The sequence below is a fragment of the Blastococcus aggregatus genome (genome assembly GCF_900221005.1).
Taxonomy (GTDB): domain Bacteria; phylum Actinomycetota; class Actinomycetes; order Mycobacteriales; family Geodermatophilaceae; genus Blastococcus; species Blastococcus aggregatus.
Genome location: NZ_OBQI01000003.1, coordinates 443,505 through 458,604, shown reverse-complemented (window position 1 = coordinate 458,604; position 15,100 = coordinate 443,505). Strand labels below are relative to the sequence as shown.

The 15,100-nt window shown below is 74.0% G+C and carries 14 protein-coding genes; 7 read left to right on the top strand and 7 right to left on the bottom strand.

What is annotated here, in order from left to right:
- Positions 1-39 precede the first annotated feature (39 nt).
- Positions 40-1,188, bottom strand: a complete 1,149-nt coding sequence (locus CRP29_RS12030) for an acyl-CoA dehydrogenase family protein (RefSeq protein ID WP_097195267.1) — start codon at positions 1,186-1,188, stop codon at positions 40-42.
- Between the two features lie 7 nt (positions 1,189-1,195).
- Positions 1,196-2,371: an acyl-CoA dehydrogenase family protein gene (locus tag CRP29_RS12025; RefSeq protein WP_097195266.1), complete on the bottom strand. Its 1,176-nt coding sequence runs from the start codon at positions 2,369-2,371 to the stop codon at positions 1,196-1,198.
- 126 nt (positions 2,372-2,497) lie between these two features.
- Here CRP29_RS12025 and CRP29_RS12020 point away from each other — a divergent pair, with 126 nt between their 5' ends.
- Both CRP29_RS12020 and CRP29_RS12015 read left to right on the top strand, forming a co-directional pair.
- Complete coding sequence (locus CRP29_RS12020) at positions 2,498-3,976, top strand: mannitol dehydrogenase family protein (RefSeq protein ID WP_097195265.1); 1,479 nt, start codon at positions 2,498-2,500, stop codon at positions 3,974-3,976.
- A 100-nt stretch (positions 3,977-4,076) separates the two neighbouring features.
- Positions 4,077-5,501, top strand: a complete 1,425-nt coding sequence (locus CRP29_RS12015) for an NADP-dependent succinic semialdehyde dehydrogenase (protein WP_097195264.1) — start codon at positions 4,077-4,079, stop codon at positions 5,499-5,501.
- Positions 5,502-5,587: 86 nt separating this feature from the next.
- Here CRP29_RS12015 and CRP29_RS12010 read toward each other — a convergent pair whose 3' ends face one another.
- A complete protein-coding gene (locus CRP29_RS12010) occupies positions 5,588-5,932 on the bottom strand; it encodes a UBP-type zinc finger domain-containing protein (RefSeq protein ID WP_097195548.1) in 345 nt (114 codons plus the stop codon).
- Positions 5,933-5,959: 27 nt separating this feature from the next.
- Between CRP29_RS12010 and CRP29_RS12005 the strand changes: the two genes are divergently transcribed.
- From CRP29_RS12005 to CRP29_RS11995, 3 genes are all read left to right on the top strand, one after another.
- Positions 5,960-6,412, top strand: a complete 453-nt coding sequence (locus tag CRP29_RS12005) for a DUF5709 domain-containing protein (protein WP_097195263.1) — start codon at positions 5,960-5,962, stop codon at positions 6,410-6,412.
- 65 nt (positions 6,413-6,477) lie between these two features.
- Positions 6,478-7,308 (top strand): hypothetical protein, encoded by an 831-nt coding sequence (locus CRP29_RS12000; protein WP_097195262.1) that lies wholly within the window; start codon positions 6,478-6,480, stop codon positions 7,306-7,308.
- 113 nt (positions 7,309-7,421) lie between these two features.
- Positions 7,422-8,273, top strand: coding sequence for a class I SAM-dependent methyltransferase (locus CRP29_RS11995; protein ID WP_097195261.1), 852 nt, complete (start codon positions 7,422-7,424; stop codon positions 8,271-8,273).
- Between the two features lie 12 nt (positions 8,274-8,285).
- On the opposite strand, the gene CRP29_RS11990 is transcribed toward CRP29_RS11995, so the two are convergent.
- Positions 8,286-9,905, bottom strand: a complete 1,620-nt coding sequence (locus tag CRP29_RS11990) for a peptide chain release factor 3 (protein WP_097195260.1) — start codon at positions 9,903-9,905, stop codon at positions 8,286-8,288.
- 155 nt (positions 9,906-10,060) lie between these two features.
- On the opposite strand from CRP29_RS11990, the gene CRP29_RS11985 reads away from it, so the two are divergent.
- Together CRP29_RS11985 and CRP29_RS11980 are read left to right on the top strand one after the other, a co-directional pair.
- Complete coding sequence (locus tag CRP29_RS11985; protein WP_141437116.1) at positions 10,061-10,918, top strand: hypothetical protein; 858 nt, start codon at positions 10,061-10,063, stop codon at positions 10,916-10,918.
- A gap of 131 nt (positions 10,919-11,049) precedes the next feature.
- Complete coding sequence (locus CRP29_RS11980; protein ID WP_097195258.1) at positions 11,050-11,703, top strand: class I SAM-dependent methyltransferase; 654 nt, start codon at positions 11,050-11,052, stop codon at positions 11,701-11,703.
- Between the two features lie 10 nt (positions 11,704-11,713).
- On the opposite strand, the gene pdxY is transcribed toward CRP29_RS11980, so the two are convergent.
- The 3 genes from pdxY to CRP29_RS11965 form a co-directional block, all read right to left on the bottom strand.
- Positions 11,714-12,565 carry a pyridoxal kinase PdxY gene (gene pdxY, locus CRP29_RS11975; RefSeq protein ID WP_217991565.1) on the bottom strand — a complete coding sequence of 284 codons (852 nt, stop codon included), beginning with the start codon at positions 12,563-12,565 and terminating at the stop codon, positions 11,714-11,716.
- A 22-nt stretch (positions 12,566-12,587) separates the two neighbouring features.
- Positions 12,588-13,433 (bottom strand): IclR family transcriptional regulator domain-containing protein, encoded by an 846-nt coding sequence (locus CRP29_RS11970; RefSeq protein WP_097195257.1) that lies wholly within the window; start codon positions 13,431-13,433, stop codon positions 12,588-12,590.
- Positions 13,434-13,498: 65 nt separating this feature from the next.
- Complete coding sequence (locus tag CRP29_RS11965; protein ID WP_097195256.1) at positions 13,499-14,989, bottom strand: amidohydrolase family protein; 1,491 nt, start codon at positions 14,987-14,989, stop codon at positions 13,499-13,501.
- Between the last annotated feature and the right edge of the window lie 111 nt (positions 14,990-15,100).

Here is a 15,100-nt window from a genome sequence, read left to right as displayed (position 1 = left end):
CCCCGAAGGGGAGCGGGGCTCTGTCGTCTCGCGGGTGCGTCAGGCGTACGGGGCGCCCAGCGGGTCCACGGTCGGGTAGCTGCCGACCTTCGCCGCCAGCCGGTCGGCGGCGAAGTCGCCGTCGCCCAGCAGGTGGTCGATGGCGGTGAGCCGGGCGGTGTAGTGACCGACCTTGTACTCGGCGGTCACACCGATGCCACCGTGCAGCTGGATGGCGTCCTTGCCGATGTGCCGGCCGGTGCGGCTGGTGAGCAGCCGGGCCCGGTCGGCGGCGGTGACGACGTCACCGTCGGAGAGCTGCACCACCGAGGCCCACAGCGCGATGCTGCGGGCCAGCTCCAGGGACACGTACATGTCCGCGGCGCGGAAGTTGAGCGCCTGGAACTTGTTCAGCGTGACCCCGAACTGCTTGCGGGTCTTCAGGTACTCGGTGGTGGTGCGCAGCGCGGTGTCCATGGCGCCCACGGACTCGTGCGCGTAGGCGATCCGGGCCACGGCCAGCGCGCGCTCGATGGCGTCGGTCTGGTCGCCGCCGGTGCCCAGCTGGGTCGCCGGGGTGCCCTCGAAGCGGACCTTGGCCGACCGGGTGCCGTCGATGTTGCGGTAGCCGGTCCGGTTCAGCCCGGAGGCGTCGCCGTTCACGACGAACAGCCCGGTGCCGCCGCCGGGGAGCGCGGCGGAGACGACGAGGACGTCGGCGCGGGCGCCGTGCGGCACCGGCTCCTTGACGCCGCTCAGCGTCCAGCTGCCGCCGGCCTCGGTGGCCGTGACCGCCGAGGCGGACGCCGTCCAGCGGGCGCCGATCTCGGCGTGCGCGAAGGCCGGCACCGAGGTGCCGCCGGCGAGGGCCCCGAGGAGCTCGCCCTTCTGCGCGTCGGTGCCGACGGCGTCGACGAGCCCGCCGGCGAGGACGACGGCCTCGATGAACGGCTCGGGTGCGAGCACCCGCCCGATCTCCTCGGCGACGATCGCGACCTCGACCGGGCCGGCGCCCATGCCGCCGTGCTCCTCGGCGAAGGGCAGACCCAGCAGGCCCATCTCGGCCAGCTGCGTCCAGACCTTCTCGTCGAAGCCCGGGTCGTTCTTGGTGACCTTGCGGCGCACCTCGCTGTCGCCGTAGGCGCGCGCCAGCAGCGCCGCCACGGCCTCGCGCAGGTCGTTCTGCTCGCTGTCGTAGGTGAAGTCCATGGCTATCTCACAACCCCAGGATCGTGCCGCTGATGATGACGCGCTGCACCTCGTTGGAGCCTCCGTAGATGGAGACCTTCCGGTAGTTGAGGTACTCGGGGGCCGAGACCCGCGCCCAGTCGGGCACGTCGGAGCCCTCCTCGGCGAACGAGGCCACCGACAGCGGGCCGGCGATGTCGACGATCAGCTCGGTGACCTCCTGCTGGAGCACCGAGCCCTTGAGCTTGAGCACCGAGGACGCCGGGTGCGGCTTCCCGTCGGCGGAGTTCGCGACCACGCGCAGCGCGGTCAGCTCCAGGGCGACGAGCTCGTTCTCGATCTCGGCGATGCGGGAGGAGTAGCGCGCGTCCTCCAGCAGCGGACGGCCGTTGTAGGTCGTCTCGCGGGCCAGCTCCTTGGCCAGGGCGAGCATGCCCTTGGTGCCGCCGACGCGGGCGATGCCCACGCGCTCGTTGCCGAGCAGGAACTTGGCCTGGTCCCAGCCCTTGTTGACCTCGCCGATGAGGTTCTCCGACGGGACGCGGACGTCCTCGAAGAAGACCTCGTTGACCTCGAAGCCGCCGTCGAGCAGCTCGATCGGGCGGAGGGTCACGCCGGGGGTGTCCATCGGGAAGACCAGCATCGAGATGCCGCGCTGCTTCTTCTCCGCCGTCGGGTCCGTGCGGGCGAGGCAGAAGATCCAGTCGGCGTACTGGCCCATGGTCGTCCAGGTCTTCTGACCGTTGACGACCCACTCGTCGCCGTCCTGGACGGCGGTGGTGCGCAGCCCGGCCAGGTCGGAACCGGCGTCGGGCTCGGAGAAGCCCTGGCACCACCAGATGTCGAGGTTGGCCGTCTTGGCCAGGAAGCGGTCCTTCTGCTCCTGGTTGCCGAACTGGGCCAGCACCGGGCCGATCATGCTGGTGTTGAACGCCAGCGGCTCGGGCACGTGGGCCAGCTGCATCTCCTCGCGCCAGATGTGGCGCTGCAGCGGGGTCCAGTCACGGCCGCCGTACTCGACCGGCCAGTGCGGCACCGCCAGCCCGGCAGCGTTGAGGATCTGCTGGGTCGTGACGAAGTCGTCCTTGGACGCGTGGCGGCGGGCGGCCACCTTGTCGCGGATCTCCTGCGGCACCTGGGTGGTGAAGAAGGTCCGCATCTCCTCCCGGAAGGCCTGCATCTCCGGGGACAGCTGCAACTGCATCGGTCCTCATTCCTGACCGCAGTCGCTCTGCGGTCTCGACGTGTAGGTGCGACGATCCCACATCCTCGAACGCCATTCGGTCCGCCCCTCCCGTCAGGGCGGGGGGCCGCGGGGGAAGGTGGTCGGGTGCCCGCACTGTCCTCCCGCACCCTGCCCCTGCTGAGCGCGTCGGTGACCACGCCCGGCTACGACCGCGCGCAGGTCCGCGCCGGCATCGTCCACCTGGGCGTGGGCGGCTTCCACCGCTCGCACCAGGCGATGTACCTGGACCGGCTCATGAGCCGGGGGCAGGCGCTGGACTGGGGGATCGTCGGCGTCGGCGTGCTGCCCGGCGACCGGCGCATGGCCGAGGTGATGGCCGCCCAGGACTGCCTCTACACGCTGATCGTCACCCATCCCGACGGCTACCGGAGCGCGCAGGTCATCGGCTCGGTCATCGAGTACCTGCTGGCCCCGGACGATCCGGAGGCCGTCGTCGAGCGGATGGCCGACCCCGCGATCCGCATCGTGTCGCTCACCATCACCGAGGGCGGGTACAACGTGGACGCCGTGACGGGCGCGTTCGACGCCGACGACGCGGGGGTGCGGGCCGACCTGGTCCCCGGAGCCGCCCCGCGGACCAGCTTCGGCCTGGTCACCGAGGCCCTGGTCCGCCGGCGCGAGAGAGGCATCCCGCCGTTCACCGTTCTGTCCTGCGACAACATCCCGGGCAACGGCGACGTCGCGCGGGGGAGCTTCGGCGCCTTCGCCGCGCTGCGGGACCCGGCCCTGGGGGAGTGGGTCGACCGCGAGGTGCCCTTCCCGAACTCGATGGTCGACCGGATCACCCCGTCGACGACCGACGAGCACCGCGCGGACCTGGCCCGCCGGTTCGGCGTCGAGGACGCCTGGCCGGTGGTCTGCGAGCCGTGGACGCAGTGGGTGCTGGAGGACCGGTTCGGCAGCGGCCGGCCGCCGCTGGAGGACGTCGGCGTCCAGATGGTGGACGACGTGGAGCCCTACGAGCTGATGAAGCTGCGGCTGCTCAACGGCAGCCACCAGGCCATGGCCTACCTGGGCACGCTGGCCGGCCACACCTACATGCACGACGTCTGCCAGGACCCGCTGTTCCGCCGGTTCCTGCACGCCTACATGGACGAGGAGGCGACGCCGACGCTGGCGCCGGTGCCGGGCATCGACCTGGACTCCTACAAGGCCGACCTCATCGGCCGGTTCGCCACGCCGACCATGCGGGATCCGCTCGCCCGGCTCGGCGCGGAGAGCTCGGACCGGATCCCCAAGTTCCTGCTCCCGGTGCTGCGGGCGAACCTGGCCTCCGGGGGCGAGATCCGCTGCTCGGTGGCGGTCCTGGCCGGCTGGGCCCGGTACGCCGAGGGCGTGGGGGAGGACGGCGCCCCGATCGAGGTGGTCGACCCGCTGCGCGAGCGGCTCATGGCCGCTGCCGGACGGCAGGCCGACGACCCGCTGGCGTTCGTCTCCGACCGCGAGCTGTTCGGCGACCTGGTCGACGACGAGCGCTTCGCCGCGACCTACCGGGCGACGCTGGACCTGGTGCGCACCCGCGGCGTGCGGGCGGCGCTCGAGGAGGTGCTCCGCACGCGCTGACGGCGGGCTGGACCGCGCGCCCCGGTCCGCTGGGCGGAGCGGCCGTTTCACCGGCGCTGCGCCGGGCAGGTGAGCGATGCGACCGACGGAGGGATCCACCATGGCCATCGCCACCACCAATCCGACCACCGGGGAGACGCTCCGGACCTTCGAGCCCCTCACCGACGACGCGCTCGAGGAGAAGCTGGCGCGGGCGGCGGCTGCGGCGGCGGCCTACCGCCGGACGACGCCGGCCCAGCGGGCCGAGTGGCTGCGCGACGCCGCCGAGGTGCTCGACGCGGACACCGACGCGGTGGCCGAGCTGATGACCACCGAGATGGGCAAGACGCTCGCCTCCGCCAAGGCCGAGGTGGGCAAGTGCGCCGCGGCGCTGCGCTGGTACGCCGACAACGGCCCGGCGCTGCTCGAGCCGCAGCCCTACGACGCCGCCGCGGTCGGGGCGGCGCAGGCCTACGTCGTCCACCAGCCGATCGGCGTGGTGCTGGCCGTCATGCCGTGGAACTTCCCGCTCTGGCAGGCGATGCGCTTCGCCGCCCCCGCGCTGATGGCCGGCAACGTCGGGCTGCTCAAGCACGCGAGCAACGTTCCGCAGACCGCGCTGTACCTGGAGGAGCTCTTCCGCAAGGCGGGCTTCCCCGACGACGTCTTCCAGACCCTGCTGATCGGCTCGTCGACCATCGAGCGGGTGCTGCGCGACGACCGGGTGGCCGCGGCGACACTCACCGGCAGCGCCCCGGCCGGGCAGTCGGTCGCCTCGATCGCCGGCGACGCGCTGAAGCCCACCGTCCTGGAGCTCGGCGGCAGCGACCCGTTCATCGTCATGCCCTCGGCCCACCTGGAGCGGGCGGCCGAGGTGGCGGTGACCTCCCGCAACCAGAACAACGGCCAGAGCTGCATCGCGGCGAAGCGGTTCTTCGTGCACCGCGAGGTCGCCGAGGAGTTCACCCGCCTGTTCACCGAGAAGATCGCCGCCCTGACCGTCGGCGACCCGATGGACGAGGACACCCAGATCGGCCCGCTGGCCACCGAGTCCGGCCTGGAGGACGTCGAGAAGTACGTGCAGGACGCCGTCGCGAAGGGGGCGACCGTGCTGACCGGCGGGAAGCGGGTGGACCGGCCCGGCTGGTTCTTCGAGCCGACGCTGCTCAGCGACATCACCCCCGAGATGGACCTCTACGCCGAGGAGGTGTTCGGCCCGGTCGCCGCGCTGTTCACCGTGGACTCGCTCGACGAGGCCATCGAGATCGCCAACAGCCACCCCTACGGCCTGGGCAGCAACCTGTGGAGCGAGGACGAGGGCGAGCGGGCGCAGTTCGTCCGCGACATCGCCTCCGGCATGGCGTTCGTCAACGGGATGACCACCAGCTACCCGGAGCTGCCCTTCGGCGGGGTGAAGCAGAGCGGCTACGGCCGGGAGCTCACCGAGCTCGGCATGCGAGAGTTCATGAACGCGAAGACGGTGTGGATCGGGCCGCCCGGCAGCGAGCAGGTCGAGGGGCACACGGCGGGGGCCGCCGCGGAGTGACCGACCGCCGGGCGGTGGCCGGTCGACGGCGCGCGCGGCACTGGCCCTCGGGCGCCGGCCGGACGACACTCGGCCCGGTGCCGGGGTCAGTGCAGCCGCGACCGCCAGTCGGCGGGGACGCGGTCGCGCGGGCCGGGCGCCGGCTGGTCGAGCGGGCGGTGCTGGGGCGGCGCGAGCTCCGCGCCGGCCACTGGGCCGTCGGAGGCGAAGCTCCAGAACCAGTCCTCGCCCGGCTCGAAGCTGCGCACCACCGGGTGGCCCGTCGCGCCGGCGTGGGCCCGGGCGTGCTGCCCGGGCGAGGAGTCGCAGCAGCCGACGTGCCCGCAGGCGGCGCAGCGGCGCAGGTGGAACCACCAGCCGCCGCTGGCATCGCACTCCACGCACCCCTCGCCGGACGGCGGCACCGCGGGGTCGATCGCCGGATCGCTCATCGCCCACTCCCAGCTGGAGGTACGCACATGGTGGAGCCAGGGATCCACGGTACGGACGGCACCGACCCCGAGGAAGCCACCGGGCTGCTCGAGGCGGAGGACACCCTCGAGGACCCGCGCGGGGTCCGCGACGTCCTGGACACCGGGTACTCGCCGCCCGAGCGCCCCTGGGCCGTGGAGGACTGGGGGACGACGGAGGCGGAGGAGTCCGCCGGCGAGAGCCTCGACGGGCGGCTGGCCCGGGAGCTGCCCGACGGCGTCCCGGACGAGGGGGACGGCCTCGGCGACAGCTCCGACACCGACGGCGAACTGCTCGACGACGAGGTGGGCGACGTCCGGGCGGGCCGGCTGGTCGCCTCGGACGACGGCGGGGACGCCGACACCGACGAGCAGCTGTGGGCCCGCGACGAGGGCATCGACGGCGCCGCGGCCTCGGCGGAGGAGGCCGCGGTGCACGTCGTCCGCGACCGCGAGCTGTAGCGCCGCTGGGCACGCCTCCGACCGAGCCCACCCCCTGACCGTGGCCCGCTGGGACACTGGAGCCCGTGTTCGACGTCGACTGGATGGGGCTGCTCGCCCGCGAGGTGCTGCGGGAGCGGACCCCCGCGCTGATCGCGGAGAGCTGCGCGTGGGCGGTGGGGCTCTCCGACCGGCCGCACCTGCGCCGCCGGGCCGGCCTGCCGCAGCCCACCGGGCCGACGCTCGGGGAGCGGGCGGTCGGCGGGCTGCCGCTGGCCAGTGACGACGACGGCCGGTTCGAGCTGGCCGACGCGGTGCCCGGCAGCTTCCAGGACGCGCTGAACGCCCTGACGCCGGACGGCGGCGTGCACGCCGAGCGGTTCGACGACGAGGTGCTCGTGCCGTTCGTGCACGCCACCTGCGTCGCCGCCGCCGAGCGCGCCCGCGAGCGCCGGCCGGCGGCGTGGGCGGAGCTGGCCGAGGACGTCGGGGAGGACGGCGACGACCTGCCCGCCGTCGTCCGGGCGGGGGAGTGGGAGGCGCCGCTGCGGATCGACGCCGAGCAGCTGGTGCTCGCCGCCCTGGGCGCGGTGCCCCTGCTCGAGGTGGAGACCGAGGGGCTGCCGCTGTCCCTGGTGCGCGCGGCCGAGGCCGCCACCCGGGCCGCCGTCGCGGCGCCGGAGGTGCCGGTGCCCGACGACAGCCTGGCGGGGGCGTTGTTCCTCGCCCGTGCCGCGCTGGAGGAGTCCGGGTGCACCGTCCCGGTCCCGCCGGACGAGGCGGCGGTGTTGCTGGCGGCCCTGGTCGACAGCGGGCTGGAGCCCGAGGAGCTGCCCGGCGTCCTGCCCCACCTCCCGGTCCAGCCGGCGACGGTCGACGAGGCCCTGGTGATCCTGCGGGCGGCCGAGATCGGCTGACCGGGCCCTCGGACCCTGTCGGCCCGAGGTCCCGGGCGCCAGCCTGACGGGCGCTGACCCAGCACGCCGGCTCGCGGGGGCGCCGGTCCCTCGGACCCGAAGGCCCCGCACCGATGACCTCCACGACCTCCACTCCCGCCGACGCCGACCGCGCGCTCAAGGCCCGCCACCGCGCCATGTGGGCCTCGGGCGACTACCCGTCGCTCGCGACCGACCTCCTCCTCGACCTCGGCCCGATCGTGGTCACGGCCGCCGGGGTGCGCCCCGGGGACCGCGTCCTCGACGTCGCGGCGGGCACCGGCAACGTGGCGATCGCCGCCGCCGAGGCCGGAGCCGCTGTGGTCGCCTCCGATCTCACCCCCGAGCTGTTCGAGGCCGGCCGGGCCCGCGCCGCCGAGCGCGGGGTGGAGCTGGAGTGGCGGGAGGCCGACGCCGAGGCGCTGCCGTTCTCCGACGGGGAGTTCGACGTCGTGGTGTCGTGCATCGGCGTGATGTTCGCGCCGCACCACCAGCGGGCAGCCGACGAGCTGGTGCGGGTCTGCCGTGCCGGTGGCCGGATCGCGCTGCTCAGCTGGACGCCCGAGGGCTTCATCGGGCAGATGTTCGCCACCATGAAGCCCTACGCGCCGCCGCCCCCACCCGGGGCGCAGCCGCCTCCGCTGTGGGGCAGCGAGCAGCACGTCCGCGAGCTGCTGGGCGACCGGGTGACCGACGTGGTGGTCGAGCGCCGGACGCTCCCCGTCGACCTCTTCGCCACGCCCGAGGCGTTCCGCGACTACTTCAAGGCGCGGTACGGCCCGACCATCGCCGTCTACAAGGCGCTGGCCGACGAGCCGGACCGGGCGGCCGCGCTCGACGCCGACCTGGCCGACCTCGTGCGCCGGTCCGCCCGCGACGGCGCGCTGGAGTGGGAGTACCTGCTGCTCACCGCGGTCCGCCGGCCGGAGGTGCCCAGCCCCCGCTGAGCGGCGCGCGGGTCAGAGCTGGGCGGCGACCAGCGGCTCGAGCAGCAGCTCGGGCTTGTTCTGCTGCAGCACGCGCAGGCCCCACTTGTCCGGGAAGACGGCGAGCAGCTCGCCGTCGGCCCGGCGCAGGATCTCCGCGTTGCGCGCGGCGGCGAGGATCCCGGGCGCGGACGCCTCGTCGGTGCGCAGCGCGAGGCTGTAGGGCAGCCGGTCGAGGTCGACGGGGGCGCCGAACTCGTGCTCCATCCGGTGCTGCGCGACCTCGAACTGCATGGGGCCGACGACGGCGAGCACCGGCGCGCCGTCGCCCCGGCGGTCGGACTTGAGCACCTGCACGACGCCCTCGCTGTCGAGCTGCTCGATGCCCTTGCGGAACTGCTTGTGCTTGGCGGCGTCCCGGCCGCGGCAGACGGCGAAGTGCTCGGGGGCGAAGGTGGTCAGCGGCGGGAACTGCACCGGCCGGTCGGCGTACAGGGTGTCGCCGACGCCGAGCGCGTTGGCGTTCACCAGCCCGACGACGTCGCCGGGGTAGGCCACGTCGATGCTCTCCCGGTCCCGGCCGAACACGTGCTGGGCGTACTTGGTCGCGAACGGCCGGCCCGTGCGGGCGTGGGTGACGACCATGCCGCGCTCGAAGACGCCCGAGCAGATCCGGATGAACGCCAGCCGGTCGCGGTGCGCGGTGTCCATGCCGGCCTGCACCTTGAACACGAAGGCGCTGAAGGGGTCGGTGAGCTCCCGCACCGCGCCGTCGGCCGCGGGCATGCCGGTGGGCGCGGGGGCCAGGTCGACGAGGGTGTCCAGCAGCGCGCCGACGCCGAAATTGGAGACGGCGGAGGCGAACAGCACCGGCGTCGTCACGCCCTCGAGGAACAGCGACTGCTCGTGGTCCTGGCCGCTGGCCTCCAGCAGCTCGACCTCCTCGACGGCCTGCTGCCAGGCGTCGCCCTCGCGGGCCAGCGCGGCGGCGGCCGGCAGGGTCTCCTCGGGGGCGATGGTGGCGCCGCCGGCGGTGCGGGTGAACCGGCGGTAGGTGCCGTCGGCGCGGTCCAGCACGCCGCGGAAGTCGCCGGCGATGCCCACCGGCCAGGTGAGCGGCGTCGGGGTCAGGCCGGTGCGCTCGCTGATCTCGTCCATCAGCTCCAGGGCGTCCTTGCCCGGGCGGTCCCACTTGTTGATGACGGTGAGCACCGGGATGCCGCGGTGCCGGCAGACGGCGAACAGCTTCATCGTCTGCGCCTCGAGGCCCTTGGCGGCGTCGACGAGCATCACGGCGGCGTCGACGGCGGTGAGGACGCGGTAGGTGTCCTCGGAGAAGTCGGCGTGACCCGGGGTGTCGAGCAGGTTGATGACGGCGTCGCGGTACTCGAACTGCAGCGCGGCGGAGGTGATCGAGATGCCGCGGGCCTTCTCGATGTCCATCCAGTCCGACACCGTGCCGCGCCGGCCCGCCTTGCCGTGCACCGCGCCGGCCGAGCCGATGACGCGGGCGTGCAGGGCGAGGGCCTCGGTGAGCGTGGACTTGCCGGCGTCCGGGTGGCTGATGACGGCGAACGTGCGCCGCCGGCCCGCCTCGCCCACGGCTGCCTTCGCTTCCCGCCCGCCGTCCGGCCGCTCCTCGACGACGCTCATCGCAGCGTCGTCCGGGCAGCGCGGGGCAGGAGGGAACTCACGGGGGGCACGACTGCACAGTATCCGCGCTCGCGGGCGTCCCCGGCTGCGTCGTCGGTCACGCGCGGCGTCCGCACACGGCATCCGGGGGCGGTGTCTCCCCTACCGTTCCCGCCATGACCCGGAGCAGGCGGCCTGCGGCGCTGCTCCTCGGTGGCCTTCTGCTCGCCGGATGCGCCGAAGCGGCCGGCAGCGCGCCAGTCCCGGAGCCGGTGGAAGCCCAGCGGTACGCCGTCAGCACGACGGTTCTGGAGTCGCCGGACCACGGGCCGCAGCTGTGCCTGGGCGGGGTCGAGCAGTCACTGCCGCCGCAGTGCGGCGGCCCGGACGTCGTCGGGTTCGAGTGGGCCGATGTGGACGACGAGGAGTCGGCGAACGGCACCATCTGGGGCAACTACGGGCTCGTCGGCACGTGGGACGGGGACCGTTTCACGCTGACCGAGCCACCCGGCGATCGGGACTCGGTGCCCCGGCCGGAGGGAGTGCAGGACTCCGTCCCTCCCACGCCTTGTGACCCGCCCGCCGGTGGCTGGGCGGTGGTCGACGAGCGTCTGCTGACGACGGAGGCCCAGAGCGCAGCTACGACCTACGCCGATGAGCAGCCGGACCTGGGCGCCGTCTGGCTCGACCAGGATGCCGCGTGGACCGGCGCCCGACCGGACGATGTCGACGCGGGGGTGCTGACGTTCAGCTTCACCGGCGATCTGGACCGGCACGAAGCAGAACTTCGGCAGCGCTACGGCGGGCCGATCTGCGTGGTGGCGGCAGCGCACACGGCCGCGAAGCTCCAGGAGCTGCAGGCGGCCGTGCACGACGCACTGTCGGGTGCGGCATTCACCATCAGCGCCGATGCCATCCGGGGAGCGGTCGACGTGGTGGTGCCGGTCGTCGACGACGAGATCGTCCAGCGGATTGCAGCCATCGACCCCGAGGGCCTGGTGCGGGCTCACGCGATGCTCGTCCCGGTCGACTGACGCACATCCATGATCAACACGCGCTGAGGGTCGTATCGAGGCGCGCCGAGGCGACCACGAGTGCGTGTTGATCACGCACGCGGGGCGGGCGGCTCTTGCCGCGCCGGACAGGTGCGGGCCATGGTGAGGGCATGATCCGGAGCGCGGTCGGCACGACGGTGCACCACCCGTGGTTCGCCCGGCTGTGGGTGCGGATCGCCGCGGCCGCTGAGGAGCACGGGGCCGCCGAGCACCGCGAACGGCTGCTCGCCGGCGTCGCGGGTCGGGTGCTCGAGCTCGGCGCGGGCACCGGCGCGAACTTCGCGCACTATCCGCCCGGCGTCGACGGGGTGCTCGCCGTCGAGCCGGAGCCGCACCTGCGCGCCCTCGCCGCGGAGGCGGCCGGGCGGGCCGCCGTCCCCGTGACCGTCGTCGACGGGACGGCCGACGCGATCCCGGCCGACGACGCCGCGTTCGACGCCGCCGTCGTCTCGCTCGTGCTGTGCAGCGTCCCGGACCAGGCCACCGCACTGGCGGAGCTGGCGCGGGTGCTCCGCCCGGGCGGGCGGCTGCACTTCTGGGAGCACGTGCGCGCCGACAGCGCCGGCTTCGCGCGGGTGCAGGGGGTGCTCGACCGGACGGTGTGGCCGGCGGTCGGCGGCGGGTGCCACTGCGCCCGCGACACCGAGGCCGCGATCGCCGCCGCCGGGTTCACCGTCGAGCGGGTCGAGCGCTTCCGCTTCCCCGTGACCCGGGTCCCCTCATCCACCGCCCCGCAGATCCTCGGGACGGCGGTACGCCGCTGACCGCAGGCGGTCAGACCTCCTCGACCGGGAAGGCGTGCGTGGGCGACACGATCTCCTCCTGGCCGGCCACCACCAGGATCTCCCGCGAGCCGGCCGCCTCGGTGCGGGCCAGCAGCCCGTACACCGACGCGGCGGCCGCGCCGAGCGCCTCGGCGGGGGAGGAGGTGCGGAGCAGGTGGGCCAGGAAGAGCGCGGCGATCGCGTCGCCGGCCCCGTTCACCGTCACGCCGAGCTTCGGGGTGCGCACCCGGTAGTGCCGCCCGCCCTCCGAGGCCAGCAGGTCGACGGCGTCCGGCGGGGTGTCGTCGGCGTCGAGCGACGTGGTCAGGACCACCCGCGGGCCGAGGGCCTGCACCGCGGCGACGGCGTCCTTGACCGAGTCCAGCGACCGGGTGGTCGTGCCGGAGAGCAGGTCGAGCTCGAAGTGGTTGGGCGTCACGACGTCGGCGGCCGGGACGGCGACCTCGCGCATGAACTCCTCGATGCCCGGCCGGACGAACACGCCCCGGCCGACGTCGCCGATCACCGGGTCGCAGGCGTAGACGACGGCGGGGTTGGCCGCCCGCACGCGGGCGACGGTGTGCACGACGGCGTGCCCGATGTCGGCCGAGCCGAGGTAGCCGGAGAGGACGGCGTCGCACCCGCCCAGGACGCCGCGGTCGGCGATGCCGTCCACGATCTCCTCGACCGCCTGGCCGTCGAACACCCGCCCGGTCCACTTCCCGTAGCCGGTGTGGTTCGAGAACTGGACGGTGTGCACCGGCCACACCTCCACCCCGAGGCGCTGGAGCGGGAACACGGCCGCGGCGTTGCCGACGTGCCCGTAGGCGACGTGGGACTGGATCGAGAGCACGTTCAGCACGGGGGAGACCCTGGCACACGGGTCAGGCGGTGGCCGCTCCGCCGTCGGGAGCGCGGCGCAGCTCGACGTGCGGACGCGTCTGCCACAGCGCCCACTCCGCGCTGACGTCACCGGCGGTGCGCTGCAGCAGCGGGAGGTGCTCGGCCAGCAACCGGTCGGTGCTGGTCTCGGCGGCGTGCACGGTCACGTTCATGGCGGCCCGCACCGCCCCGGTCCCGTCCCGCACGGGGACGGCGACCGAGCGGACGCCGGGCGCCAGCTCCTCGTCGGCCAGCGCCCAGCCGCGGGCCCGCACCTCGGTCAGCTCGTCGCGCAGCCGTTCGGGGCTGTGCGCGATGAAGGGTGGCCCGATGAACGGCGGCAGACCGGCGCGGCTTGCCTCCGCGAGCGTGGCGGCGAGGTCCTCGGGGGAGAGGGCGGCCAGCAGCACCTTGCCCTGCGAGGTCTGCACGGCCGGGAAGCGCGTGCCGACCTCGACCCGCAGCGTGATGATCTTCGGCACCGACACCCGGGCGACGTAGACGATGTCGGAGCCGTCGAGCTGCGCCATGGAGGAGGACTCGCCGGTCCGGGCCACCAGCGCCTCCAGGTGCGGGCGGGCGATGTCCCAGAGCCCGAGCGCGCCCACGTAGGCCATCCCGAGGGTGAGCACCTTGGGCGTGAGCGCGAACGCCCCGCCCGTGGCGCGCACGTAGCCGAGCTCCTCCAGGGTGAGCAGCAGCCGGCGGGCCGTCGGCCGGGCGAGCCCGGCCGCCGCGGCCACCTCCGACAGCGTCATCGTGGGGGAGTCGCGGTCGAAGCAGGTGAGGACGTCGAGCCCCCGGGCGAGCGCCTCGACGAAGTCGGGGCCGGTGCCGCGACCTGCCATGTCCTGTCCTCCCGTCGTCCGTCCTGATGCGTCGTCCGTCCTGATCCCAGGGTGCCGCGCCCGCCTCACCGCTCCGTGGCGAGGTGCTCCTCGTAGACCTCCTCGCGCGCGGCCCGCGTGCTGTCGGACTTGTAGTCGGTGTACTGGTACGGGTTGTCCAGCACCTCCGCACCCGGCAGGTCCGGGTTCATGCCCTGGGCCCAGGCCTCCTCGCCCAGCGTGGAGCGCAGGTGCTCGACGCTGGCCTCGACCTCGCGGCGCACGCCGGCCAGGTCGACGCCGACCAGCTTGTGCGCGTGCTTCACGACCCGGCCGTCGACCAGCACGGTGTGCACGTCGCCGCGCTGCGCCTGGAACGCCACGTGGCCGAACGGGTTCAGCACGGGGAACGACACGGGGGAGTCGTCGTTGCGCAGCAGGACGACGTCGGCCTTGCTCCCCGGCTGCAGCGAGCCGAGGTCGTCGCGGCCGAGCGCCGCCGCCCCGCCGCGGGTCGCCCACCGGACGACGTCGCGCGCCCGGAGTGCCACGTGCGTGACGGTGTCGCCCTTCAGGTGGGCCTCGAAGTGCTCGCGGGACCGGTCGGCGCCCAGGGTGGTACGCATCGCGGAGAACAGGTCGGCGCTCCACCACACACTGGTGTCCATCGACAGCGAGACCGGGATGCCGTGCTTGCGGACCTGCCAGGTGGGCGGGTAGCCCTGCCCGGCGCTCTGCTCGGACTCGGTGGAGACCGAGATCGAGCCGCCGGTGGCCGCGATGCGGTGGTAGGAGTCCGGCGTCAGCGTGGCGGCGTGCACGTAGACCGTCTCCGGGGTCATGAAGCCGTGCTCGTGCATCAGCCGGATGCCGTCGTCGTTGGTGGCGCCCCAGACGCCGGCGTGGGTGGTGACCGGCAGGCCGAGGTCGCGGGCCACCTCGAACGCCGCCTTCTCGGGGAAGGCCGGGTCGCCGGTGACGTCGAAGGCGAGCTGCAGGCCGAGCATGTCGTCGGCGGCGTCGCGCCGGCGCTCGAGGAAGGCGCGGACGGCCGGGTCGGCGGTCCACTCCCAGGGAGCGGCCTGGATGTTGCCGTAGGCGAGGACGAAGCGGCCGGGCACCGAGCGCAGCGCCTCGACGGCGGCCTCGGCGTGGTCGACGCTCTGCAGCCCGTGCGACCAGTCGACCGTGGTGGTCACGCCGGCCTCGAGGGCCTCCAGGGCGGCGAGCCGGTTGCCGGCGGCGACGTCCTCGGGGCGGAAGGTGCGGCCGTGCTCGAGGTAGTACCAGACGAAGTACTGGGTGAGGGTCCAGTCGGCGCCGTAGCCGCGCATCGCGGTCTGCCACATGTGCCGGTGGGTGTCGATCATCCCGGGCATCACGATGCCGCCGCGGGCGTCGATCTCCTGGGTGCCGTCGGGCACCTCCAGGGCCTGGCCTACGGCGGCGATCCGGTCGCCGACGACGAGCACGTCGGCGTCCGCGAGCACGGTGCCGGCGTCGTCCATGGTCAGGACGGTGCCGCCCCGGAGGACCACCGGGCGACCGGCTTCCGGCGTGGGCTCGGGGTTGCTCATCGTCTCCTCCTGACGTCGGACGCACTCGACGGACGAACGTCCGTTGTGCGGACATGGCATGCGATGCGGGTCACCCTCGCCCGCTGGGGGCGACCTGTCAACCGGTGATCG

Bases quoted from the DNA above. Each gene is read 5' to 3' on its own strand.
- CRP29_RS12005 (WP_097195263.1), top strand. From the start codon at position 5,960: ATGGTGGAGCCAGGGATCCACGGTACGGACGGCACCGACCCCGAGGAA.
- CRP29_RS12025 (WP_097195266.1), bottom strand. From the start codon at position 2,371: ATGCAGTTGCAGCTGTCCCCGGAGATGCAGGCCTTCCGGGAGGAGATG.
- CRP29_RS11985 (WP_141437116.1), top strand. From the start codon at position 10,061: ATGACCCGGAGCAGGCGGCCTGCGGCGCTGCTCCTCGGTGGCCTTCTG.
- CRP29_RS11995 (WP_097195261.1), top strand. From the start codon at position 7,422: ATGACCTCCACGACCTCCACTCCCGCCGACGCCGACCGCGCGCTCAAG.
- CRP29_RS11970 (WP_097195257.1), bottom strand. From the start codon at position 13,433: ATGGCAGGTCGCGGCACCGGCCCCGACTTCGTCGAGGCGCTCGCCCGG.
- CRP29_RS12015 (WP_097195264.1), top strand. From the start codon at position 4,077: ATGGCCATCGCCACCACCAATCCGACCACCGGGGAGACGCTCCGGACC.
- CRP29_RS12010 (WP_097195548.1), bottom strand. From the start codon at position 5,932: ATGAGCGATCCGGCGATCGACCCCGCGGTGCCGCCGTCCGGCGAGGGG.
- CRP29_RS11990 (WP_097195260.1), bottom strand. From the start codon at position 9,905: ATGAGCGTCGTCGAGGAGCGGCCGGACGGCGGGCGGGAAGCGAAGGCA.
- CRP29_RS12030 (WP_097195267.1), bottom strand. From the start codon at position 1,188: ATGGACTTCACCTACGACAGCGAGCAGAACGACCTGCGCGAGGCCGTG.
- CRP29_RS11980 (WP_097195258.1), top strand. From the start codon at position 11,050: ATGATCCGGAGCGCGGTCGGCACGACGGTGCACCACCCGTGGTTCGCC.
- CRP29_RS11965 (WP_097195256.1), bottom strand. From the start codon at position 14,989: ATGAGCAACCCCGAGCCCACGCCGGAAGCCGGTCGCCCGGTGGTCCTC.